20 protein-coding genes and 1 tRNA gene are annotated in these 21,144 nt (G+C 70.8%); 8 read left to right on the forward strand and 13 right to left on the reverse strand.

Annotated features, from left to right (window positions below; genetic code table 11):
- Positions 1-75: 75 nt before the first annotated feature.
- The 4 genes from ACYVK3_RS06155 to ACYVK3_RS06170 form a co-directional block, all read right to left on the reverse strand.
- The gene (locus tag ACYVK3_RS06155; protein ID WP_460496402.1) at positions 76-1,362 is read right to left on the reverse strand and encodes a type 2 periplasmic-binding domain-containing protein; all 1,287 of its coding nucleotides are present in this window, start codon (positions 1,360-1,362) and stop codon (positions 76-78) included.
- A gap of 303 nt (positions 1,363-1,665) precedes the next feature.
- A tRNA-Gly gene (locus ACYVK3_RS06160) sits at positions 1,666-1,736 on the reverse strand.
- Positions 1,737-1,857: 121 nt separating this feature from the next.
- Positions 1,858-2,661, reverse strand: a complete 804-nt coding sequence (locus tag ACYVK3_RS06165; RefSeq protein ID WP_460496403.1) for a S1 family peptidase — start codon at positions 2,659-2,661, stop codon at positions 1,858-1,860.
- A gap of 217 nt (positions 2,662-2,878) precedes the next feature.
- Positions 2,879-3,352 carry a GNAT family N-acetyltransferase gene (locus tag ACYVK3_RS06170; protein WP_460496404.1) on the reverse strand — a complete coding sequence of 158 codons (474 nt, stop codon included), beginning with the start codon at positions 3,350-3,352 and terminating at the stop codon, positions 2,879-2,881.
- A gap of 402 nt (positions 3,353-3,754) precedes the next feature.
- Between ACYVK3_RS06170 and ACYVK3_RS06175 the strand changes: the two genes are divergently transcribed.
- Positions 3,755-4,828, forward strand: a complete 1,074-nt coding sequence (locus ACYVK3_RS06175) for a PP2C family protein-serine/threonine phosphatase (RefSeq protein WP_460496405.1) — start codon at positions 3,755-3,757, stop codon at positions 4,826-4,828.
- Positions 4,829-4,850: 22 nt separating this feature from the next.
- Here the strand turns inward: ACYVK3_RS06175 and ACYVK3_RS06180 are convergent, their stop codons facing one another.
- Positions 4,851-4,991, reverse strand: a complete 141-nt coding sequence (locus ACYVK3_RS06180) for a hypothetical protein (protein ID WP_460496406.1) — start codon at positions 4,989-4,991, stop codon at positions 4,851-4,853.
- 322 nt (positions 4,992-5,313) lie between these two features.
- Between ACYVK3_RS06180 and ACYVK3_RS06185 the strand changes: the two genes are divergently transcribed.
- Complete coding sequence (locus tag ACYVK3_RS06185) at positions 5,314-7,152, forward strand: acyl-CoA dehydrogenase (RefSeq protein ID WP_460496407.1); 1,839 nt, start codon at positions 5,314-5,316, stop codon at positions 7,150-7,152.
- Positions 7,153-7,315: 163 nt separating this feature from the next.
- Here the strand turns inward: ACYVK3_RS06185 and ACYVK3_RS06190 are convergent, their stop codons facing one another.
- The 7 genes from ACYVK3_RS06190 to mqnB form a co-directional block, all read right to left on the reverse strand.
- Positions 7,316-8,302, reverse strand: coding sequence for a flagellar basal body-associated FliL family protein (locus ACYVK3_RS06190; protein ID WP_460496408.1), 987 nt, complete (start codon positions 8,300-8,302; stop codon positions 7,316-7,318).
- A 210-nt stretch (positions 8,303-8,512) separates the two neighbouring features.
- Positions 8,513-8,734 (reverse strand): hypothetical protein, encoded by a 222-nt coding sequence (locus ACYVK3_RS06195; protein WP_460496409.1) that lies wholly within the window; start codon positions 8,732-8,734, stop codon positions 8,513-8,515.
- Between the two features lie 10 nt (positions 8,735-8,744).
- Positions 8,745-9,215 (reverse strand): membrane protein insertion efficiency factor YidD, encoded by a 471-nt coding sequence (gene yidD / locus ACYVK3_RS06200; protein ID WP_460496410.1) that lies wholly within the window; start codon positions 9,213-9,215, stop codon positions 8,745-8,747.
- A gap of 334 nt (positions 9,216-9,549) precedes the next feature.
- Complete coding sequence (larE, locus tag ACYVK3_RS06205; protein WP_460496411.1) at positions 9,550-10,368, reverse strand: ATP-dependent sacrificial sulfur transferase LarE; 819 nt, start codon at positions 10,366-10,368, stop codon at positions 9,550-9,552.
- 47 nt (positions 10,369-10,415) lie between these two features.
- Entirely contained in the window at positions 10,416-10,817 is a 402-nt protein-coding gene (locus ACYVK3_RS06210) for a cold-shock protein (RefSeq protein ID WP_460496412.1), read from the reverse strand.
- Between the two features lie 145 nt (positions 10,818-10,962).
- Positions 10,963-11,778: a 1,4-dihydroxy-6-naphthoate synthase gene (locus ACYVK3_RS06215; protein ID WP_460496413.1), complete on the reverse strand. Its 816-nt coding sequence runs from the start codon at positions 11,776-11,778 to the stop codon at positions 10,963-10,965.
- Positions 11,779-11,782: 4 nt separating this feature from the next.
- A complete protein-coding gene (gene mqnB, locus ACYVK3_RS06220; RefSeq protein WP_460496414.1) occupies positions 11,783-12,397 on the reverse strand; it encodes a futalosine hydrolase in 615 nt (204 codons plus the stop codon).
- An 83-nt stretch (positions 12,398-12,480) separates the two neighbouring features.
- Between mqnB and ACYVK3_RS06225 the strand changes: the two genes are divergently transcribed.
- A complete protein-coding gene (locus tag ACYVK3_RS06225) occupies positions 12,481-13,266 on the forward strand; it encodes a DUF3027 domain-containing protein (RefSeq protein WP_460496415.1) in 786 nt (261 codons plus the stop codon).
- A gap of 10 nt (positions 13,267-13,276) precedes the next feature.
- Here the strand turns inward: ACYVK3_RS06225 and ACYVK3_RS06230 are convergent, their stop codons facing one another.
- On the reverse strand, positions 13,277-13,621 hold the full coding sequence (locus ACYVK3_RS06230; protein ID WP_460496416.1) for a DUF2530 domain-containing protein: 345 nt from the start codon (positions 13,619-13,621) through the stop codon (positions 13,277-13,279).
- A 170-nt stretch (positions 13,622-13,791) separates the two neighbouring features.
- Here ACYVK3_RS06230 and sepH point away from each other — a divergent pair, with 170 nt between their 5' ends.
- From sepH to glmS, 5 genes are all read left to right on the forward strand, one after another.
- Positions 13,792-14,826: a septation protein SepH gene (sepH, locus tag ACYVK3_RS06235; protein WP_460496417.1), complete on the forward strand. Its 1,035-nt coding sequence runs from the start codon at positions 13,792-13,794 to the stop codon at positions 14,824-14,826.
- A gap of 130 nt (positions 14,827-14,956) precedes the next feature.
- Positions 14,957-16,222 carry an MFS transporter gene (locus tag ACYVK3_RS06240; RefSeq protein WP_460496418.1) on the forward strand — a complete coding sequence of 422 codons (1,266 nt, stop codon included), beginning with the start codon at positions 14,957-14,959 and terminating at the stop codon, positions 16,220-16,222.
- 241 nt (positions 16,223-16,463) lie between these two features.
- Positions 16,464-17,144, forward strand: a complete 681-nt coding sequence (gene thpR, locus ACYVK3_RS06245; RefSeq protein ID WP_460496419.1) for a 2'-5' RNA ligase family protein — start codon at positions 16,464-16,466, stop codon at positions 17,142-17,144.
- A 70-nt stretch (positions 17,145-17,214) separates the two neighbouring features.
- A complete protein-coding gene (locus ACYVK3_RS06250; protein WP_460496420.1) occupies positions 17,215-19,170 on the forward strand; it encodes a PQQ-binding-like beta-propeller repeat protein in 1,956 nt (651 codons plus the stop codon).
- Positions 19,171-19,268: 98 nt separating this feature from the next.
- The gene (gene glmS, locus ACYVK3_RS06255) at positions 19,269-21,116 is read left to right on the forward strand and encodes a glutamine--fructose-6-phosphate transaminase (isomerizing) (protein ID WP_460496421.1); all 1,848 of its coding nucleotides are present in this window, start codon (positions 19,269-19,271) and stop codon (positions 21,114-21,116) included.
- The last annotated feature ends 28 nt before the right edge of the window (positions 21,117-21,144 follow it).

The raw sequence follows: 21,144 nt of genomic DNA on the forward strand, positions 1-21,144 counted from the left end.
GACGGGAGGGTTTCCCGTCGCGGTCGGCCGGGCGCCCCACCGGGGGAGCCGGCGGAGCGGTGGTGGAGCGCAGACTCACTGCTCGGCCGCCCAGGCGTCATTGATCATCGTGACCATCTCCTCGGCGGTGAGCTGTCCGAGGATCAGACCTTCGGTGGCCTCGTTGATGACGCCGCCGATCGCCGGCGGGTAGGCCTGGTCCAGGTACAGCTGGGTGCCGGTGGCCGTGCCGAGCGCGTCGACGACGGCCTGGGTGTTGGCGTCCATCTCGGGCACGACGGCCTCGGGGTTGGACGAGACGGTCGTGAAGCCGCCGTCGGCGACCTCGCGAGACTGGTTCTCCTCGGACATGAGGAAGCACAGGAAGTCCGTGACCTCCTCGGGCGCGTCGGCGCCGACGGCGAAGCCGTTGCCACCCGCGAGGTACTCACTGGTCGTGCCCTGGCCGCCTTCGACCTCGGGGAACGGGAAGAACCCGAGCGAGTCGCCCAAGCCCTCGGTGCCGGAGGCGTCGGCCTGGGTGGTCGGGGCCCACTGACCCATGAGCTCCATGGCGGTCACGCCCTCGCCCATGTGCGCGGCCTGCCCGTCGGCCTCGCCGTAGGTGGCGGACTCGAAGCCGGGCTGGAACGGTTCCATGTCGGCGAGCTCGGTGAGCATCTCTCCGGCCTGCACGAAGCCTTCGCCGGAGAAGTCGCCGGATTCGGCCGCGGCGTCCATGCCGTCGAGGCCGACCAGGCGCATCGACAGGTAGGTCCAGTAGAAGTGGGCGGGCCATTTGTCGGCGCCGGCGAGGGCGATCGGCGCGATGTCGGCGGCCTTGAGCGCCTCGACGGCGTCGGTGAACTCCGACCAGGTGGCCGGCGGCTGCTCGATGCCGGCCTCGGCGAAGAGGTCCTTGTTGTACCAGAACCCGACGACACCGGCGTCGAACGGAACGCCGTAGAGCTTGCCGTCGATCGTGTACGGCTCCAGGGCGATGGGGTTGACGTTGTCGATGCAGTCGTCGAGCCGGCCGGTGAGGTCCTGCACCAGTCCCGCCTCGACCTGCTCGGCGAGGACGCCGCCGCCCCAGGTCTGGAAGAGGTCCGGGGTGTCGCCCGACTGCGTCGCGGTGCCGAGGCGGTCCTTGAACGCCTCGTTCTCGATCGCCTGGATGTCGAAGGTCAAGCCCGAGTCCTCGGACCACTCATTGGCCATGTCCTCCCAGGTCGACATCATCGGGTCCTGGTTCTGGATGTGCCACCACACGATGTCGGCGTCGCTCTCGCCGCTGCTGCCGCAGCCGGCGGCCGTGACCGCCAGAGCCGCTGCGGCACCGGCGGCGATGAGCGCCCGGGGCCGTGTAAGGGGTTTTTGCATCGTATTGGTCCTTTCGAGGGATTGAAGGGTTGGCATGGCCGATGCTTGTTCCAGGGCAGAGCGAGGGTACGAGTCTCCGAAACTTTCAGAACAAGTATCGGTAATTTTCGATCTCGTCATAGTACCCATGCCGAGATTCCATGTGAAGAGGGTCTCCCTTTTCCAGCCCCCGCACAATTGCCAGAAGAATGTGGTACGCGCTTGCCAATGCCAGGACCATTGGAGTCGCCGACGTCGAGGGCAACGGGATCACGAAAAAAGCCCCCGGCATGAGCCGGAGGCTTCGAGGTCGGTGCGCAAGGGAGCGGGTGACGGGAATCGAACCCGCATCTCAACCTTGGGAAGGTCGCATTCTACCACTGAACTACACCCGCGAACTCCGTCGATCGGAGCCGTGACGAGTATACAAGCCGCCGCCGCGAAGGCGGCGCTGGCCCGTGGGCCGCAGCGCGGACGGGAGCGGGTGGTGCCGCCGCCCGGTCTCGGCGATCGCGCTCACCACGTGCCGAGGACCGCGTTGATGTCGTCGATCAGGGCGCCCACGTCCGTGTACACGCCCGGGTAGCCGGGCTTGGCGCAGCCGTTGCCCCAGCTGACGACGCCGACCTGGACCGGCCACCAGCCTCCGGTGTACATGAGCGGCCCGCCCGAGTCGCCCTGGCACGCGTCGACGCCGCCGGCGGCGAGGTCGCCCGCGCAGAGCATCGACTCGGCGTCGAACGCCTGGCCGTACGCGCCGGCGCAGTCGGCGTCGGTGACGTGCGGGACGTCGACGTAGCGCAGCTCCTCGGCCTCCGCGCCGGTCTCGGTGATGCCCCAGCCCGCGACCTGGAGGGTCCCCCAGTGGGGGAGGTCGGCGGCGGCGAGTCCGATCGGCTGCCCTCCGGGGACCGGCCCGGTGAGCCTGACCAGCGCCCAGTCCTTGGCCATCGTGTCGTCGTCGAAGCCCTCGGCCACGTGGATGTCGGCGACCGCGTACACCTCGGTGGCGTCGATGTCGACCGAGCCGTGCCGGACGACGACCTCCTCGGGGGCGCTGCCGACGGTGCAGTGGGCGGCGGTGAGGACGACGTCGTAGTCCACAAGGGATCCACCGCAGAAGTTGGAGGAGGGGTCGCCGGCGTCGGCCAGCGCGACCATCCACGGATACTGGCCCTCCGAGGCGGGTTGGCCGTTGATGACCTCGACGTCGCCTTGCGCGGGCGGCCCCTCGGCCCAGGCCCCGGTCGAGGTCATCGCCATCGCGGCCGCGCCGAGGCCGGCGCCGAGGCGGACGAGGTACTGCTTGCCGTTGCGCACGCGCACTGTCCTTTCAAGGCGGATGATCCGAAGGCGGCGGCGTTTCGGCCGCCGTGCAGCAGCCTACGGGAATTCGCCCTTCAGCAGTGCTGTTCGGACGCAATGGGCTTATCGGCGCATATCGGTGTAATTACAAAAGGACGCGGCAATGGGCGAGTGCCGTCACGGTCGGGGTCGCGCGGCCGGAAGAAAGTCTACAGAGGATTGACTCTTCGCGTCAGTGCCTTTCACTCCGCAATTCCCTGCCGAGGTGGAGCGAGCCGTCGGCGCGCGCGTAGTAGCCGAAGGGGGTCACCGGCTTGTAGCCGAGCGATTCGTACATGGCGATCGCCTCGGGCTGCCGCGGGCCGGTCTCCAGCACGACGCGTTTGCGCCCGGCCTGGGCGGCTGAGGCCTCCACTGCGGCGACGAGCAGCCTCGCCAGGCCGCGGCGGCGGGCCGATTCGCGCACGTAGACGCGCTTCATCTCGGCGTCGTCGTCATCGTGGGCGCGCCAGCCGCCGCAGCCGACGGCGCGGCCCTCGGCGTCGTAGGCGACGATGAAGTCCCCGTTCGGGGGAGCGAAGTCCTCGGTTTCGATGGGCGTGTCGTCGCCCCCGCCGTAACGGCGGACGTACTCGGCGTGGAGTTCGGCGCACAGCTCTTGGGCGACAGGGCTGCCGAACGGGGTCTGCTCAAGGGTGAACCGCACGTACTCAAGATTGGCACGTCCGCCATTGCGGTGGCAACGGTGGTGAGGCGTATCCGAGCCGCCGGAAAGCGCTGGACGGTTTCACTACCAACGAGCCGGTTGCTTGACAATCGTCCTTTTCGTTGCTTTTCTCTGTCCGAATGAACACAAGTCCGTTCGACCGGCGCGGCGGCCTCCTCCACGGAGTGAGGCGACTCGGCGACCATTACGATCTTCACATCCGCGGTCGTCGAATCCAGGTGCGACGGTCCTCGGGACCTGGCGGTCAGGAGGCATTTTCCGTGCGTTCCCCATGGGGCGGACCCATGGGTTCTTGCGTGAAGAGCCACTGGCGCCCCGCACACGTCCGGTAGGAAGGAGGCATTCACCGAGATGCGCACGCCGCTGCAGAGGGGACCCCTCATGGGACGCGCCGAACAGCCGGCCGGCTGGTCCTCGCCGTCCGTGCGCTCGGTGTTCACCGTCGCCTTCGTGACCATCATGGTGCTGGTGGGCCTCCAGCTGGCCGTGCGCGACCAGACGGACGCCGTACCGTGGCTGGCACTGCCGCCCCTGGTGGCGTCCGCGTTCCTGACGTGGCGCTGGGTGGTCGCCGTCGGGGCGTTGAGCCTGACCGGCTCCTTCGTCTACCTGTGGGTCGCGAGCGACTTCGAGTTCGTGGACACCCTCGGGCACGCCATGGACTTCCTGGTGGTGTGCGCGGCGATCGTCATCTCGGTGGCGGTCGCGGTGGTGCGCGAGCGCGACGACGACCGGCTGCGTCGTCTGACGCAGCTCGCTTCGGTGGTGCAGCAGGCGATCCTGCGGCCGATCGACAACCGCCTCGGACCGTTCGACATCGCGGCGCGCTACGTCTCGGCCCGTTCGGGCGCGGAGATCGGCGGGGACCTGTACGAGGCGCTGGACACCGACTTCGGGGTGCGGATCATCATCGGCGACGTGCGCGGCAAGGGCCTGGACGCGGTGCGGCTGTCCTCGACGGTGCTCGGCTCCTACCGGCACGTGGCGTTCGAGCGCAGCGACCAGCGGTGCATGGTCAGCGACCTCGACCACGCCGTGGCGCGCAACGCCGGCGAGGAGGACTTCGTGACGGCGATCCTGCTCCAGGAGCGGGGCGGGACGCTGGAGATCCTCAACTGCGGGCATCCGCCGCCCATGCTGGTGCGGGACGGCGTGGCCTCGTATCTGGAACCGGAGTCGATGGCGCCGCCGCTGGGGCTGGGGCCCGCGGTGCGGGAGCTGACGGTGCGGCTCCAGCCGGGCGACCGGATCTTCCTGTACACCGACGGCCTGGCGGAGGCGCGCAAGGACGGCGAGTTCTTCCCGATCAAGGACCGGGCGTGGAGCCTCATCGGCCACGGCAACGTGGGCGACGGCCTGGCCTCGCTGGAGACCGCGCTGCGCCGCTGGGTGGGCGGCCCGCTGACCGATGACATCGCCCTGCTCCTGCTCGACTATCGGCCCGAGGCCGACTGAGAGCACTGCGGCCGGAGGCCGGCTAGGGATCCTGGCGTCCGGAGGCCGACTGCGCCTCGCCGGTGCGGCAGGCGCGGGCGAGCCGCGGCCGGTGGCGGCGGTGGCGGCCCCGGTAGACGGGGCGCGTTCGGGACGTGAGGCGATCGGCGACGGCTCGGATCATGCGGGGGACTCCTTGCTGGGCGGTGCGGTGGGCACGACGCGCCGACCCGGCGAAGCCTCGGGGTCGGCGGTCTGGTGGTTCGGGCGTGTGGCGGCGGTGTGTCGTGGCGTGCGGTGGTGCGTCGGGAGAATGTCGCACAAGCGGTCTGTCGACTTGTTCAACGAAGCACGTCTCTGCTGGTTACGGCGTCTGCGAGAAATTTACAACGCACCTCCGACACGCCGGATACTCGCTGGTCGGAGAGGAGATGGCGCGGACCACTTGAGGTACCTACCGGCGAGTAATATGATGGTGGTTACCACCGAGTAATGGAGGACCCGCAATGACGCACTTCCGCCACAATCTTCGCGATCTCGAGTTCAATCTCTTCGAGGTCTTCGGAGCCGACAAGATCCTCGACCACGACTCCTTCGGCGACCTCGACGCCGCGACGGCCCGCGACATCCTCGCGGAGCTCGCGCGCCTGTCGGAGGAGGAGCTCTCCTCCAGCTATGTCGAGGGCGACCGCAACCCGCCCGTGTACGACACCGCGACGCACTCGGTGACGCTGCCCGAGGCCTTCAAGAAGTCCTTCCAGTCGTTCATGGATTCCGAGTACTGGCGCCTGGACCTCCCCGAGGTGCTCGGCGGGACCTCCGCGCCTCGCATGGTCTGGTGGGCGATGGCCGAGCTCGTGCTCGGCGCGAACCCGGCGCTGTGGATGTACGCCGCCGGCCCCTCCTTCGCGCACAGCCTCTACCGCGAGGGCACGGAGGAGCAGCAGGAATGGGCGAAGCTCTTCATCGAGAAGCAGTGGGGCGCCACCATGGTCCTCACCGAGCCCGACGCGGGCTCGGATGTCGGCGCCGGCCGCGCCAAGGCCTACAAGCAGCCCGACGGCAGCTGGCACATCGAGGGCGTCAAGCGGTTCATCACCTCCGGTGACCAGGACATGACCGACAACATCATCCACTACGTCCTGGCCCGCCCGGTCGGCGAAGAGGGCGTCGGCGGGCCCGGCACCAAGGGCCTGAGCCTGTTCGTCGTGCCGAAGTACTTGTTCGACCCCGCCACCGGCGAGCTCGGCGAGCGCAACGGCGTCGTCGCCACCAACATCGAGCACAAGATGGGCCTGAAGGTCTCGGCCACCGCCGAGCTCACCTTCGGCGAGAAGGCGCCCGCCAAGGGCTGGCTCATGGGCGACAAGCACGAGGGCATCCGCCAGATGTTCCTCATCATCGAGTACGCCCGGATGATGGTGGGCACCAAGGCCATCGCCGCGCTCTCCACCGGCTACCTCAACGCGCTCGACTACGCCAAGAGCCGCATCCAGGGCGCCGACCTGCTCCAGTCGGGCGACAAGACCGCGCCGCGCGTGCCGATCATCAAGCACCCGGACGTGCGCCGCTCCCTGCTGCTGCAGAAGAGCTACGCCGAGGGCCTGCGCGCCCTGGTCGCCTACACCGGCTCCTGGCAGGACAAGGAGCGCCTGGCCACCATCGACGGCGACGAAGAGGCCGCCGAGACCGCCAAGCGCGTCAACGACCTCCTGCTGCCGATCGTCAAGGGCTGCGGCTCCGAGCGGGCCTCCGAGCTGCTCGCCTCCGAGTCGCTCCAGACCTTCGGCGGCTCCGGCTTCCTCCAGGACTACCCGCTCGAGCAGTACGTGCGCGACGCGAAGATCGACACGCTGTACGAGGGCACCACCGCCATCCAGAGCCTCGACTTCCTGTTCCGCAAGATCGTCAAGGACAACGGTGAGGCGCTCATGGCCGTCGCCGCCGAGATCATGCAGTCCGTCGAGGACGGGCACGAGGAGCTGTCCGAGGTCCGCTCCCGCGTCATGCGCGCCCTCGGCGACGTCCAGGGCATCATCGAGGCGCTCCAGCCGGCCCTCATGGGCCCGATGGAGGGACAGCCGCGCGAGCTGTACAAGACCGGTCTGCACTCGCGCCGGCTGCTGCTGGCCGTCGGCGACCTCCTGGTCGGCTGGCTGCTGCTGCGCCAGGCCGAAATCGCGCAGAACAAGCTCGACGGCGGGGCGGACGACGACTTCTTCCGCGGCAAGGTCGCGGCCGCGACGTTCTTCTCCCGTGAGGTCCTGCCGCGCCTGACGGCCGACCGCAAGATCGTCGAGGCCGCCGATCTGACGCCCATGGACCTGCCCGACGAGGCCTTCTAGGCGCCCTGGGCGGGGCCGCCCGGGTCTTCGATAGCGGAGCGATCCCAGAAGACCTGCCGGTCGGCCCCGCCCGTGCCGTCGGCGGCCTCGCCGAGTGGGGCCTTCATGCCGTGCAGGTACTGGAGGTTCCGCCCGGGGAGGCGGTCGCGGTCCGGGACGGGCCCTAAGCCGCCTCGCCCTCGAACGTCGTCGCCAGCAGTGCGTCGACCGCGGCCTGGCGGTGCTCGGTGCCCGACTCGGGGACGCTGGCCAGGCCGATGAAGCCGTTGACGCCGTCGACGTCCACCACCAGGAACGCGATGTCCTCGTAGCCGTCCTCGGTGCTGTCGCTGGACGTCCAGGACACGGTCGACTCCGCGAGGACGGCCGGCCGGCCGTCGACCTCGACGTCGGTGAACTCGGTCTCGGAGACCTCGAGCCCTTCGACGCTGCCGAACGCGAAGCCCTCGGCCCAGTGGTTCATGAGCCCTTCGGCGGAGCCTTGCAGGTCGGCCGGGTCGTATGCGGTGACGGCGCCGTCGAACAGCCCCACCTCCATGTACGAGATCCATGACTCGGTGTGCTGGATGACCAGCGCGTGCGTGTCGGTGCTGACGTTGCCGACCGCGCCGGGGCCCGCGTAGGGCTCCCACGGGTCCCCGGGCAGCGGCGTGACGGCGCCCAGCGACTCCACGGTCAGCGCGTCGCCGTCCGGGACGGGCTCCTCGCCGCCCTCCTCGGTCGGCTCCTCGCCGCCGTCGCTGGGGTCGGCCTCGGCCTCGGACGTCGTCTCCTCGCCGGCGGTCGTCGTGCCCTCGTCGTCGCCGCCGAGCAGCAGGTAGCCGGCGACACCGCCGCCGATCATGAGGATGAGGACGACGACGATGAGGATCGCCGTGCCCGAACCGCCCTTGGAGACCGGCTGGACCGGCGGCGGCCCGTACTGCTGCCCGTACGGGTCCGGGTGGCCCTGCGGCGGGTAGCCGGGCTGCGAGGGATAGCCCGGCGGCGGGGGGTAGCCCGGTTGGCTCATCTCGGGCTGCGTGTACTGGGGCGGCTGCATCGTGTACTCGGGGCCCGCCTGCCCCGGCACGTAGCCGCCGGCGGGCGGCTGGCCGCCCGGAGGCTGGCTGTACGGGTCGCCCGGCTGGCCTTGCGGGGGGTAAGTCATGTCTCGAATCGTATCCGGGTTTCGCTCACGTCGCCGATTGCGGCCATGAGGGCCGAGACGCCAAACCGGGACGGACGCATCGTCCGCCCCGGTTCCAGGGATCCCGAGTACCCCTCAGTATTCCGGGCCTGTCAAGGCCGCGATCGTCAGTTCGCGAACACCGCCACCGTCCGCGCCGCAACCGTGGGCGTCCCGGTCCTGTCGGCCTCGCTAGTGCCGCTCTTCGTCGAGGACGCGCTCGGACACCGGCTCGGTCGGCTCGAACTCGATCGCGCTCACCGGCAGCGGGAAGTCCGACCGGCCGAACGGCGAGGAGGCGCCGATGTGGCCGGAGGTGAACTCGCCGATCTCCAGGTGGCCCGGCTTCACCGTCCGGCTGCGGGTCTCGGCGTCCTTCTTGGCCTGCTTCTTGGCAAGTTTCACATCGGTCATGGCCGCGATCTTAACGGTCGGCGCCCGGCGCGGGCCACGCTCCCGGCACCGGATCACGCGTGCCCGGCGTCACGCCGGGCCGGCACCGGAGCACCCGCGAGGCCGCGAGCCGCCCGCCCGTCCACATCCCGTAGCGGGACACGGCCCGAAATCCGTAGCCGGAGCACGTCGGGACGTACCGGCACTGGACCGCCACTCGCGGCGCGAGCCACCGCCGGTAGCAGGCGATGGCCCGCAGCCCGAGCAGTCGCGGGGAGCGCCGGTGCCGGAGCCGGGCGCGCTCGAGGCGCTCGGGGCTCAGGCGAGCGAAGCCGAGCCCCGCCGCGAGCGCCGCCGTCCAGGGCCCCGGATCGGAGGCCCCGCCGCAGGCGCTCGAGCAGCCGTTGCACGGCCCGCCCGGGTTGCAGGCGGCTTCGAGCGGGGCGCCGCAACCGGCCGAGCATCCCGGTTCGTATGCCGCCGAGCAGCCTGACAGTTCCACAGGACTGTTCTACACGGCCGCATCGAGCGGCCTCGGCCGACGCGGCCGCGGCCCCTCGGGACCGTCCGGAAGGGCGCATTGGATCGTCGATTGGGGATGATTCACACTAGAAAGAGCTGAATAGTCATTCACTGACCGTTATTCGGCAAATACACCGATCTCAGGGAATTGACAGGAATGCTTCAGGCACCGCACAGGCTGATGTCGGACGGTGGACTTCTCGGGGAATGAGGGGTTCCCGAGGGGTTATGGACCCGGTGAGGCGGTCGCTTCGGACTCATCCTCCACTGACGATCACCGCAGGCCCGTCTCACCGGGTACTCGCATCGGTCCCCTAGCGGTACCGCTCCGGGTTCGGCAGCAGCTCGTTCATCGCGCCCGAGCGGAAGCCGCGCTCATCGAGCCGCACGTTCGCGAAGCCCTCCACCGCCGCGAGCACCTCGCCGCGTGAGGCCACGGCCTCCACCAGCTCCGCATCCACCTCGACCTTCGCGGCGTCGCCGCCCAGATCGCGCACGCGCAGGTTCCGCACCGGCACGCCCGCCTCGGTCAGCGCCCGGCGCAGCGACGCCTCGGCGGCGGCCACGCGCTCGAGTCGGTCGGCGGTCACCTCGACGCCGTAGGCGATCCGGCTCGACAGGCACGCCGCGGCCGGCTTGTCCCAAGTCGACAGCCCCCACTCCCTGGAGATCGCCCGGATCTCGGACTTGGCGAGCCCGGCGTCGGCCAGAGGCGTGATCGCCCCGGCCCCGGCGGCGGCGCGAATGCCAGGCCGAAATCCGGCGACGACGTCGTCGGCGTTCGTGCCCGTGGCGACGGCGCCGATCGACCGCCGCTCGGCCAGCGGCCCCAGGACGCTCATGAGCTCGGTCTTGCAGAAGAAGCAGCGGTCGCCGGCGTTGCGCCGGTAGCCCTCGCGGGACAGTTCGTCGGTGGCCGGCGAGTGGTGGACCACCCCGAGACCGGTCGCGACGTCGCGCGCGAGATCGAGTTCACTGCGCGGCAGGGACGGCGAGACGGCGGTGGCGGCCTCGACGCGATCGGTGCCGAGCGCGCGGACGGCGGCGGCCAGGAGGAACGCCGAGTCCGCCCCGCCGGAGAAGGCGACGAGCACCGAGGGCAGGGAGGAGAGCCGTTCGAGCAGTGTGTTCACGCGGTCAGACTGGGATGTCACCTGACCGAGACTACTGCGGCCGACCGCTAGGAGAGATCGTCGGCGACGGCCCGCAGCATCTCGGCGATCTTCGCGCCGGTCTTGCGGTCGGGACGCCTGCCGCGCGCGAGAGGCGGCATGATCTGCTGCTCCAGCACGCCGATCATGTCCTGCAGGAGGCTGTTGAGCTCCTCGGGAGAGCGCTTGGGCTTCTCGGGCGCTGCGGCGGCGGTGGCGGTCTGCGGGGTGGCGACCAGGTGGACGCCCATCGCCTGCACGCCGCGGCGCGTGTCGATGATGCTGTACTCGACCTTCTGGCCCTTGGCGAGCTCCTCGACGCCTTCGGGCAGCGCGTCGCGGTGGACGAACACGTCCTTGCCTCCGTCGTCGCGGGAGACGAAGCCGAATCCCTTTTCGGCGTCGAACCACTTCACTCGGCCACTTGGCACCGGTCAACCTCGAAATTCTCGTTTGGAGTCCACTGACAGAATCCGTCAAGCCTAGCGTGGTCCCGGCCGAAGGATTCAGCCCTCCGGGTGACATCGTCGGCGCACAGCGACGGTCTCGGCACACCGCGTCCCCAAAGGATAGCCCCTAGGGGATCGCCATCGCCGTGGCCGGGACGAGCCCGAGCGAGGCCGCGCCCGTGAGCAGACGCTCCACCGCGGCCCGGCCCTCCTCGCCCAGATCGCGCGAGAACTCGTTGACGTACAGCTCGATGTGCCGCCGACACACGTCCTCGGACATCTCCTGGGCGTGAGCGGCGATGTAGTCCCGGCTGTCCTCGGGACGGGCCCGGGCGTGGTCGAGCGAGGCCCGGATCGTCTCGGTGATCGCCTCGCCGTCGAGGTGCTCCTTGGCGACGATCGCGCCCAGCGGGATCGGCGCGCCGGTCGCGCCCTCCCACCACTCGCCGAGGTCGACCAGTTGCTCGAGGCCGTACTCGCGGAAGGTGAACCGGGCCTCGTGGATGACCAGCCCGGCGTCGAACCGGCCCGCGCGCACCGCGGGCATGATCTGGTCGAACGGCACGACCTCGATCCGCACGTCCTTGCCGCCCAAGGCCTCCATCCAGAGGTTGAACAGCAGGAAGGCGGTGCTGCGGTCCGAGGGCACGGCGACCCGCGCCCCGTCCAGGTCCGCGCGGCCGCCGGTGAGCACGAGCGGACCGCACCCGCGCCCGAGCGCCCCGCCGGCCGGCAGCAGTCGCCACTCGGGACCGAGGTACGGCAGCGCCGCGTAGGAGACCTTGGCGACGTCGAACTCGCCGCGCGCGCACGCGGTGTTGGTGACGTCGATGTCGGCGAACGTCAGCCGCACCGGCGGGCCGTCGACGAGCCCGGCCGTCCAGGCGTGGTAGATGAACGTGTCGTTGGGGCACGGCGAATGCGCCAGGTGGATCGCGCTCACGGCCTCACAGCTCCCGGATCGCGTCGGTCAGGGCCTTGAGGGCCGAGGCCCAGTCCCAGTTCGCCACGTCGCGGTCGCCGATGTAGTTGGAGACGGCGCGGATCTCGGCGAACGGCAACCCGGCCTGCTGGGCGGCGGTGGCGACCCCGAAGCCCTCCATGGCCTCGCCCACGGCGTCGGGGTAGCGGTGGGCGAGGTTCGCGGCCAGCCCGTCGGAGCCGGTGATCGACGCCAGCGTGAGGATCTCGCCGCGCACGCCCTCGATCGCGACGCTCAAGACGGTGTTGCAGCCGATGCGGCTGGTGCCGAAGCCGATCTCGTCGATCGGCTGGAACCGCCACGGCAGCGCGACGCCGAGCTCGGCGGCGACCGAGTCGGTGGCGATGAGGACGTCGCCGATCCGCGCCCGGCCGACGAAGGCCCCGCAGATCCCGGCGTTGACGACCACGTCGTAGGCCCGCCCCATCGTGCCGTTCTCGGCGATGGCGCGGGCGGTGGCCGCCGCCGCGGCGGCGGGTCCGACCCCGCACACGAGGACGTCCAGCTCGTGGCGGAGCGAGCGGCCGGCCTCGATGGCCTCGGCCTCCTCGCTGACCGCGCACACGACGAGTATTCGCATGGCGTCAAACGTACCCGGGTGGGGCGTCCCACTGGGGCCACCGTCCGCCGAGGCGCCCGGCGCCTTGACCTATCCTTGGAGACGTGCCTGAGAGCTCAACCGCCACTGCCGCTGCGAAGACCCGGTCCCGCAAGCCGCGCCTCGACAAGATCTGCGCCGACGCAGTCGAGCTCGCCCGAGAAGCCGCCGAGGAAGCCGGTGACGGCGTCGGCGAGTACCTGAGCGTCGAAGCCGAGGACGACCGCGTCGTCACGCACTACTTCGACTGCACGCTGGCCGGCTACCGCGGCTGGCGCTGGGCCGTCGTGGTCTCCCGCGCGCCGCGCGCCAAGGTCGCCACCGTCTCCGAGTCCGCGCTGCTGCCCGGCCCCGAGGCGCTGCGCCCGCCCGCGTGGGTGCCGTGGTCCGAGCGGCTCGAGGCCGGCGAGGTCGGCACCGGCGAGGTCCTGCCGACCGACGAGGACGACGACCGCCTCATGCCCGCGTACATGCGCTCCGATGACGACGCGGTCGAGGACATCGCCTACGAGCTGGGTCTGGGTCGCGAGCGGGTCATGACCCGCGAGGGTCGCGCCGAGACCGCGCAGCGCTGGTACGACGGCGACCGCGGCCCGGCCGCCCCGATCAGCGAGGCCGCGCCGGCGCCCGCGCGCTGCGGCACCTGCGGCTTCTTCCTGCCGCTGGCCGGCTCGATGCGGCTCGCCTTCGGCGCCTGCGCGAACGTGTACTCCTCCGAGGACGCACGCGTCGTCTCGGCCGACCACGGCTGCGGCGCCCACTCCCAGATCAGCGAGTTCGTCGACACCACTCCGCAAGGGGTCGCCCAGTCCGAGACGATCTACGACGACGAGCGCTCCGAAGAGCTGTAGTCCGGGGCCGCTACGTCGGGGACTCGGTCGAGCGGGACGAGTCGTGCCTGCGCCGCGAGAAGTGGCGGCGGTCGATGACCGCCATGAAGGCCGTGCCGAGGACGCCGAGCACCACGCCGGCGAGCGCGCAGGCGATCCACCATTCGCGCCCCGACTCGGCCAATTCGTCACGGAACAATCGGGTCACGACGAGCGCGACCATCCACAAGAGAGTCCCGCCCGCGGCGATCGGCGTCATGCGCAGCTGCACCGCCTCGGGCGACGGCAGCTCCGGCGGGCGTTTGACCCGCTTGATCGCGTCTCGCGGGGCCGACGATGGGGCGGGCGAAGATCGGGAATTTCCGTCGGGCGACACGTGGGCCAATGTACTCTGCGACAGACTCCGCGACAATCTGTAATGCCGACTCCGATCGGCGCGGGTCGCGAATATCGCCCCCCGGTGGTTGTGGTCCGCCGGTAGGGTTGGGCGTACGCTCGGATGAGCTGGCAAAGCGGCGCTGACGTAGAACACGAGGGGTGAAAGCCATGAGGCCGGTACGGTTCGTAGCCCTCTCAGAGGACGGTCATGCGCTGGTGCTCGCCGACGAGCTGGGGCGCCTGCTGGCGCTGCCGCTCGACGAGCGGGTCTCGGCGGCCGTAGACGTACCCGAAGGCGGCAAGTCGCTGAAGGCCAAGGGCGAGGCCTCCTCCACGACCGCCGGCGCGTCCCGAAGTCCGCAGCAGCGCACCGCTCCGCCGCGCGGCGCCACGCACGTCAATCTGTCGCCGCGCGACATCCAGACCCGCATCCGCTCCGGCGAGAGCGCCGAGGACATCGCCGCCTCCGCGCAGGTCGCCGTCGACCGGGTCCTGCGCTACGCCGGCCCGGTCCTGCAGGAGCGGGCGATGCTCGCGCAGGCGGCCCGCCGCGCGCGTCTGGCCACTTCGGAACGCGGCGAGCGCATGTCCAATGTGGTTGACATGAAGCTCGGCGCGCACGGGGTCGACCCCGAGGCCGTCTCCTGGGACGCCTGGCGCACCGAGGACGGCTCGTGGATGGTCCAGGCCTCGTGGTCGTCGGGCAAGACGACGGCGCGTGCGCGCTGGAAGCTCGACCGGCCCCGCCAGACCGTCACGCCGGACGACGAGATGGCGCAGTTCCTCTCCACGCCCGCGCCCAAGCAGGTCTCGGACCCGATGGACGCGCCCTCGGAGCTGGGCATCAGGCCCGGAGAGCCGGCCCGCCCGTCGAGGGACCCGATGCACGGCGTGAGCGATGACGACTCGGGCCGGCCGGACCCGCTGCGGCGTGACCGGCTCCGCGAGGTGCTCGAGCGCCCGCTGGAGGAGCCGTCGGGTCGCCAGAAGCAGCACGCCGCGCAGCTGGGCCTGCCCGGCACGACCGCGACCGAGCAGCGCGAGACGCCGGAGGTCCCGTCGCTGGCGGTCCTCCGCCCGACCAAGCGTTCCTCCGCCGAGGACGACGTGCAGTCGCCGCCGCTGGCCGCCGCCGGCTCGAAGCCGCGCAACCAGCTCCCGGCATGGGACGATGTGCTCTTCGGTGGCGCCGGGGAGAAGTAGACCAAAGGCACCGCGAGGCCGGGTGGACCCGATCGGGCCCACCCGGCCTTCGCCGTGCGCGCCGATGAGGGAGAACTTCGTCACCGTTCCTGGCTAGCCGGCCGGTAAGTTGCTAGCATTCATTACTGCCATGTCTCCAGTCATCGCACGCCAGCTGCACCGGACGTTCCGCGCCCTCGCGTTCCCGGCCTACCGCGTCTTCGCCACGGGGCAGCTGGCCGGCACCCTCGGGTTCTGGCTGCAGACCACGGCCATCAACTGGCTCGTCCTCGAGCTCACCGGTGACTCCGGCTCGGCCCTGGGCTTCTCGCTCGCCCTCCAGTTCGGCCCCTTCCTCCTCTTCAGCCTCCAAGGCGGCAAGATCGCCGACGCGTTCGACAAGCGCGTGATCCTCCTGCTGTGCTCCCTCGGCAGCGCCGCCGTCTCCGGCGTCCTCGCCGCCGTCGTACTCTCGGGCGTCGTCGAGGTGTGGATGGTCTACCTCGCCGTGTTCGTCTTCGGCTCCGTCTCGGTCGTCGAAGGCCCGGCCCGCCAGGCGTTCTACTCAGAACTGGTCGACTACACCGCCCTGCCCAACGCCGTCTCGCTCGGCTCGGCCATCTTCAACACCAGCCGCATCGCCGGCCCGGCGATCGCGGGCCTCCTCATCGCCGTCACCTCCACCGGCACCGTCCTGGCCATCAACGCCGTCGCCTTCCTCGGCCCGGCCGCGGCCTGCGCGACCCTCATGCGCCGGCACCTGTCCAACCGCGTCGAGCGCTCGGCCGGCACCAGCGGCGGCATCGGGGAGGCCCTGCGCTTCGTCGCCGGCCGTCCCGACCTGCTCGGCGTCCTCGTCGTCACCCTCTTCGTCGGCGGTTTCGCCTTCAACTTCCCGATCACGCTGTCGATGCTCGCCAAGACCGAGTTCAACACCGGCGCCGACACCTTCGGCCTGCTGCTGACCGCCCTGGCGGTCGGCGCGCTCGCCGGCTCGCTCGTCTCGGGGCGCCGCAGCGGCCGCCCCGGCGTCTACACCGTCCTCGGCTCAGGGCTGGCCCTCGGCGTCTGCACCGCCGCGACCGGCTTCGGGCCGACGTTCGCCTCGGCGATGATCCTGCTCGTGCCGACCGGCTTCGCGATGGTCTACTTCGCGCAGGCGGCGAACCAGCGCGTCCAGATGGGCGTCAGCGGCGACTTCCGCGGCCGCGTCCTGAGCCTCTACCTGCTCGTCTTCCTCGGCTCGACCGCCGTGTTCGCGCCGCTGGTCGGATGGGTGTGCGAGCTCGCGGGGGCCCGCGCCGGCCTGTGGCTCGGCGGCGGCGTGTCGATCGTGGCCGCCGCGCTCGCCTACACCGCGAAGCACCTGCGACTGCGCCGCCAGCTCGGCGGTTTCCACAGCAAGGCGATGCCGTGACGGCGAGGCAACGCCGCTGCCCGCGCAAACTGCTCCGAACCGCCTGTCACGTGCGCTTTCCCGAGTCTCACCGGCCACTTCCCGGAAGTTACCGTCTCGTCTTTTGGGATTTAACTGAATTAACAGTCGGCGTTGCTGCGAGGATTGGTCGCATCGCGACAAGTCTGCCGCGTCGGCCCGACACACCCATCGACTCCGGCGCGCATCCCTTACCCCGAGCGAGCCCCCTGGAGGGAATCCAGTGAGTGCCACAGTCGCCGCCGCCGCAACAGCCGCCGAGACGCGCACGCAGCGCCTCTTCGCCGCATTGCCGCTCCCGGACAACGCCGTGTCCGACCTCGCCGAAGTGGTGTCCGATCTCAACATCGCCCGCCGCGCCAGCGCCTCGAACGGCCGGGGCGCCAGGCCGGCTGTCACGAACCGCCGCCCCGCCCAGTCGAACCGCCTCGTCCGCTCCGAGAACTGGCACCTGACCGTCGCCTACCTCGGCGAGGTCGCCGTCGCCCGGATCCCCGAGGCCACCGACGTGCTCGCCGCGGCCTGCGCCTCCTTCGAGCCGCTGCGGCTGTGCGTCTCGGGCGGCGGCCGGTTCGGCCGCGGCCGCTACTCGGTCGTCTACGCCGGCCTCGACGGCGACGTCGCCCGCCTCGTGCAGCTCGTCCACCGCATCAGGGCCGGCCTCGTCGCCGCCGAGCTCCCGGTCGACCAGAAGCAGTACCGCCCGCACGTGACCCTCGCCCGTCCGGGCGACCGCGTCACCAACCAGCAAGCGGCCCAGGACCTGCTGACGCTGCGCCGCTACTACGGGCCCTCGTGGACCGCCGGCCGCGTCGTGCTGTACAAATCGGACTTCGCCACGAAGGCCTCCGGCGCCCAGCCGAATTACACCGCTGTGTCCAGCATGCCGCTCGGTCCGGCATAAGGGACACAACGCCACCCGGGATATAGGCGAAAAGCGGCCCCCAGCGTAGTCGGACGGGTACAAAGAGTGCATGTCCGCGAGCGCCTCGTACCCCGGCCGGAACCAGCCCGGCACCCAGACCGAACCCGGTCGACACCGCTCGGAGCGGCCCGGCCCCGGCCAGAACCGGATGGGGCGCCCGCTCGGCCGCATCTTCCTGCGCACCGCCGGCCTGACCGCGCTCATCGCCTGGGCCGCCATGCTGGTGTGGGCCTCCTTCGGCACCGAGGCCAGCGCGGGCTCCTCCGGCCCCTACATGATCTTCGGCACGGTCGCCTCGGTCCTGTGGGTCGCGGTCGTGGTCGCCACCGCCGTCACCCGCTCGGGGCTGCGCGTCATCATCGCCGCCTTCATCACCGTCGTGGCCGCCGCCGCCGCGGGCTGGGCGGTGTACTCGGCGATGCCCGAGGCCGGGCCGGACTCGTACATCACCCACCGCGCGGGCGTCGCGGCCATGTCCTACGGCTTCGGCGTCGTCGGCGCCGGCCTGCTCGCGCTCTCGGAATTCGTCGTCGAGGGCTACTCGGGCGGGCGCGTCGCCCCGCCCAGGCGCCTGCGCCGCAAGGTCGCCGTGCTCGCCGCGGCGCTCGTCGTCATCGCCGCCGCCGCGCTCGCCCCGGCGATGCAGCAGTGGGCGGAGCTGGCGAACCAGGACTCCCGCGTCGGGGACGCGGCCGCGGTGGCGGAGGGCGCGAGCGCCGGGGCGGAGTTCGACAGCCTGGCCGAACTCGCCGGCGTCGAGCGGTTCGTCAAGACCCGGTACGGGATGCTCCGCGTCGACCATCCGGCCTCGCCGACGCCGCAGGCGGTGACGCTCCTCGATCCGGCCACCGGCACCGCCGCCTGGTACCACCGCCGCTGGAACTGGTATGCCGCGCAGGACCCGGTGCTCTCCCAGGCCCACGACCTGATCGGCCTCTCCGGGCCCCGCGCCGACAATCCCGACGACTACCAGACGCGCGTGCTGCGCACCGAGACCGGCGAGGAGGTCGCCACCGCCGACTTCAACGGCGCCCCGGGTGTGCTCATGGCCCTGAGCGACGACCGGCTCGTCTACGCCGAAGCCGAAAGCGAGGTCTTCGGCACCTACGATTTCTCGGGAGAGCGCCTGTGGGAGGCCCGGATGCCGGCCGGCTGCGAGGGCACCGCCGCGCAGATCACCGGCGAGCGCCTGGCGATGGTCGCCGACTGCCTGCCCGCCCCGAACCGCACCGAAGCCCGCGACTGGATCCTCGCGTTCGACCTCGACGACGGCGACCCGGCCTGGGAGATGGAGATCGAGCAGGGCGCCGAGATCATCCCCGAGAACTTCCTGGTCACCGAGGACGCCATCATCATCGACAGCCGCGTCGAGCAGCGCGTGAGCGACGGCCCGTTCTCGGCCCGGCACTTCGAGCACGAGCTGATCGCCCTCGACGCGGCCACCGGGAAGATCCTGTGGAGCGACCCCGGCCAGAAGTTCGGATCGACGCACTCCTCGGCGTGCGGCGGCACCCTGCACCTGTCGTACCCGACCGCGATCGAGGACGACTCGGGGGAGGCCGGCCAGGTCGAGGACGACCCGGCGGCGCACCCCTCGGTGCCCGGCGCCGGGCACCGCACGGTCCAGCTCGTGGAGTGCTACGCCGTCGGTGACGGCGAGGGCTCCCGCCTCGGCATCATGGCGTACGACCTCGAGACCGGCCAGCACCTCTACAGCGAATCGGTGCGGCTCGGGTTCACCCCGCTGGACCCCGAGGTCACGCGCGGGTGGGCGACGGTCCTGCCGGACAACCGGGCGCTGCTCGCCTCCGACCTGTCGCTCGACCAGAACGTGCCCGACTGCCGCCTGTTCGAAGTCCAGAACGGCCGGGTCACCCGCCTCGAGATCGACCAGGAGCTGCCGCCGGCGTGGTGCCGGGACGCGCAGCTCACCGCCGTCGCCGGCGGCGTCGCGATCAGCTACGTGAACGACGAGGGCACCCGGGGCATCGCCATGGTCTCCTGAGCGCGGACACGCCCGATCCGCCGAACGATCAAGTCTTGTGATCAATGACCGGCCATCCGCGCATGAGACTTGCGCGAAACTGCTGTAGGGTTCTTCGCATGTGTGGAATCGTGGGATACGCAGGCCATCGCCAAGCCGTCGACGTCGTGCTCGACGGCCTCAGGCGCCTCGAATACCGGGGCTATGACTCCGCCGGCGTCGCGCTGGCCGGCGGCGAGGGCCTCGCCCTGGCCAAGAAGGCCGGGAAGCTCGCCAACCTCGAGGCGGTGCTCGAAGGCGCCGGCCTGCCCGAGTCCGAATGCGGCATCGGGCACACCCGCTGGGCCACCCACGGCGTCCCCTCCGACCGCAACGCCCACCCCCACCCGTCCGCCGACGGGCGCGTCGCGCTCATCCACAACGGCATCATCGAGAACTTCGGGCAGCTTCGCGGCGAGCTCGAGGCCGAGGGCGTCGAGTTCCTCTCCGACACCGACACCGAGGTCGCCGCCCACCTGCTGGGCCGCGAATTCGCGAAGGACGGCGACCTGACCGAGGCCATGACCCGCGTGTGCGCGCGCCTCGAAGGCGCCTTCACCCTCCTCGCGGTCGCCGCCGACGACCCCGACACCGTCGTGGGCGCCCGCCGCAACTCCCCGCTCGTCGTCGGCGTCGGCGACGGCGAGCACTTCCTCGCCAGCGACGTCGCCGCGTTCATCGCCTACACCACCGAGGCGATCGAACTCGGCCAGGACCAGATCGTCACCATCGGCCGCGAGCGGTTGTCCATCCGCGACTTCGCCGGCAACCCCTCCGAAGGCAAGCCGTACTCGGTCGACTGGGACATCGCCGCCGCCGAGAAGGGCGGCTTCGACACGTTCATGCGCAAGGAGATCAACGAGCAGCCCCAGGCCGTCGCCGACACCCTGCGCGGGCGCATCGACGAGTCCGGCCAGATCGTGCTCGACGAGGTCCGCATGTCCGACCAGGACTTCCGGGACGTCGACAAGGTCTTCATCATCGCCTGCGGCACCTCCTATCACGCCGGGCTCGTCACCAAATACGCCATCGAGCACTGGACCCGCATCCCCTGCGAGGTCGAACTGTCCTCGGAGTTCCGCTACCGCGACCCCGTCCTGGACCGCTCGACGCTCGTCGTCGCGATCTCCCAGTCCGGCGAGACCATGGACACCCTCATGGCCGTGCGCCACGCCAAGGACCAGAAGGCCCGCGTCCTGTCCATCTCGAACACCGTCGGCTCCACCATCCCGCGCGAGTCCGACGCCGTCCTGTACACCCGCGCCGGCATCGAGGTCGCCGTCGCCTCCACCAAGGCCTTCCTCACCCAGCTCGCCGCCTGCTACCTCGTCGGCCTCCACCTCGCCCAGACCCGCGGCATCATGTACGCCGACGAGGTCTCCGCCGTCCTCGACGAGCTCGTCGCCACCCCCGACAAGATCGCCGCCCTCCTCAAGGACATGGAACCGGTGCGCGCCCTCGCCCGCGACTGCGCCGACTTCGGGCGCGTGCTGTTCATCGGCCGCCACGTCGGCTACCCCGTCGCCCTCGAAGGCGCCCTCAAACTCAAGGAGCTCGCCTACATCCACGCCGAGGGCTTCGCCGCCGGCGAGCTCAAGCACGGCCCGATCTCCCTGATCGACGACGGCACCCCCGTCATCGCGATCGTCCCCAGTCCACGCGGCCGGTCCCTGCTGCACGACAAGATCATCTCCAACATCCAGGAGGTCAAGGCCCGCGGCGCGAAGGTCATCGCCGTGTGCGAGGCCGGTGACGACATCACCGGCGTCCACGCCGACCACGTCATCGAGACGCCCGCGTCCCCGACGCTCCTGGCGCCGCTGCTCACCGCCGTCCCGCTCCAGGAGTTCGCCGCCGAACTGGCCACGGCACTCGGCAAGGACATCGACCAACCTCGCAACCTCGCCAAGTCGGTCACTGTGGAATAGTCACCGCTACGTTCGTCAAGCAGCGCAA

This window comes from Glycomyces tarimensis (assembly GCF_054776215.1).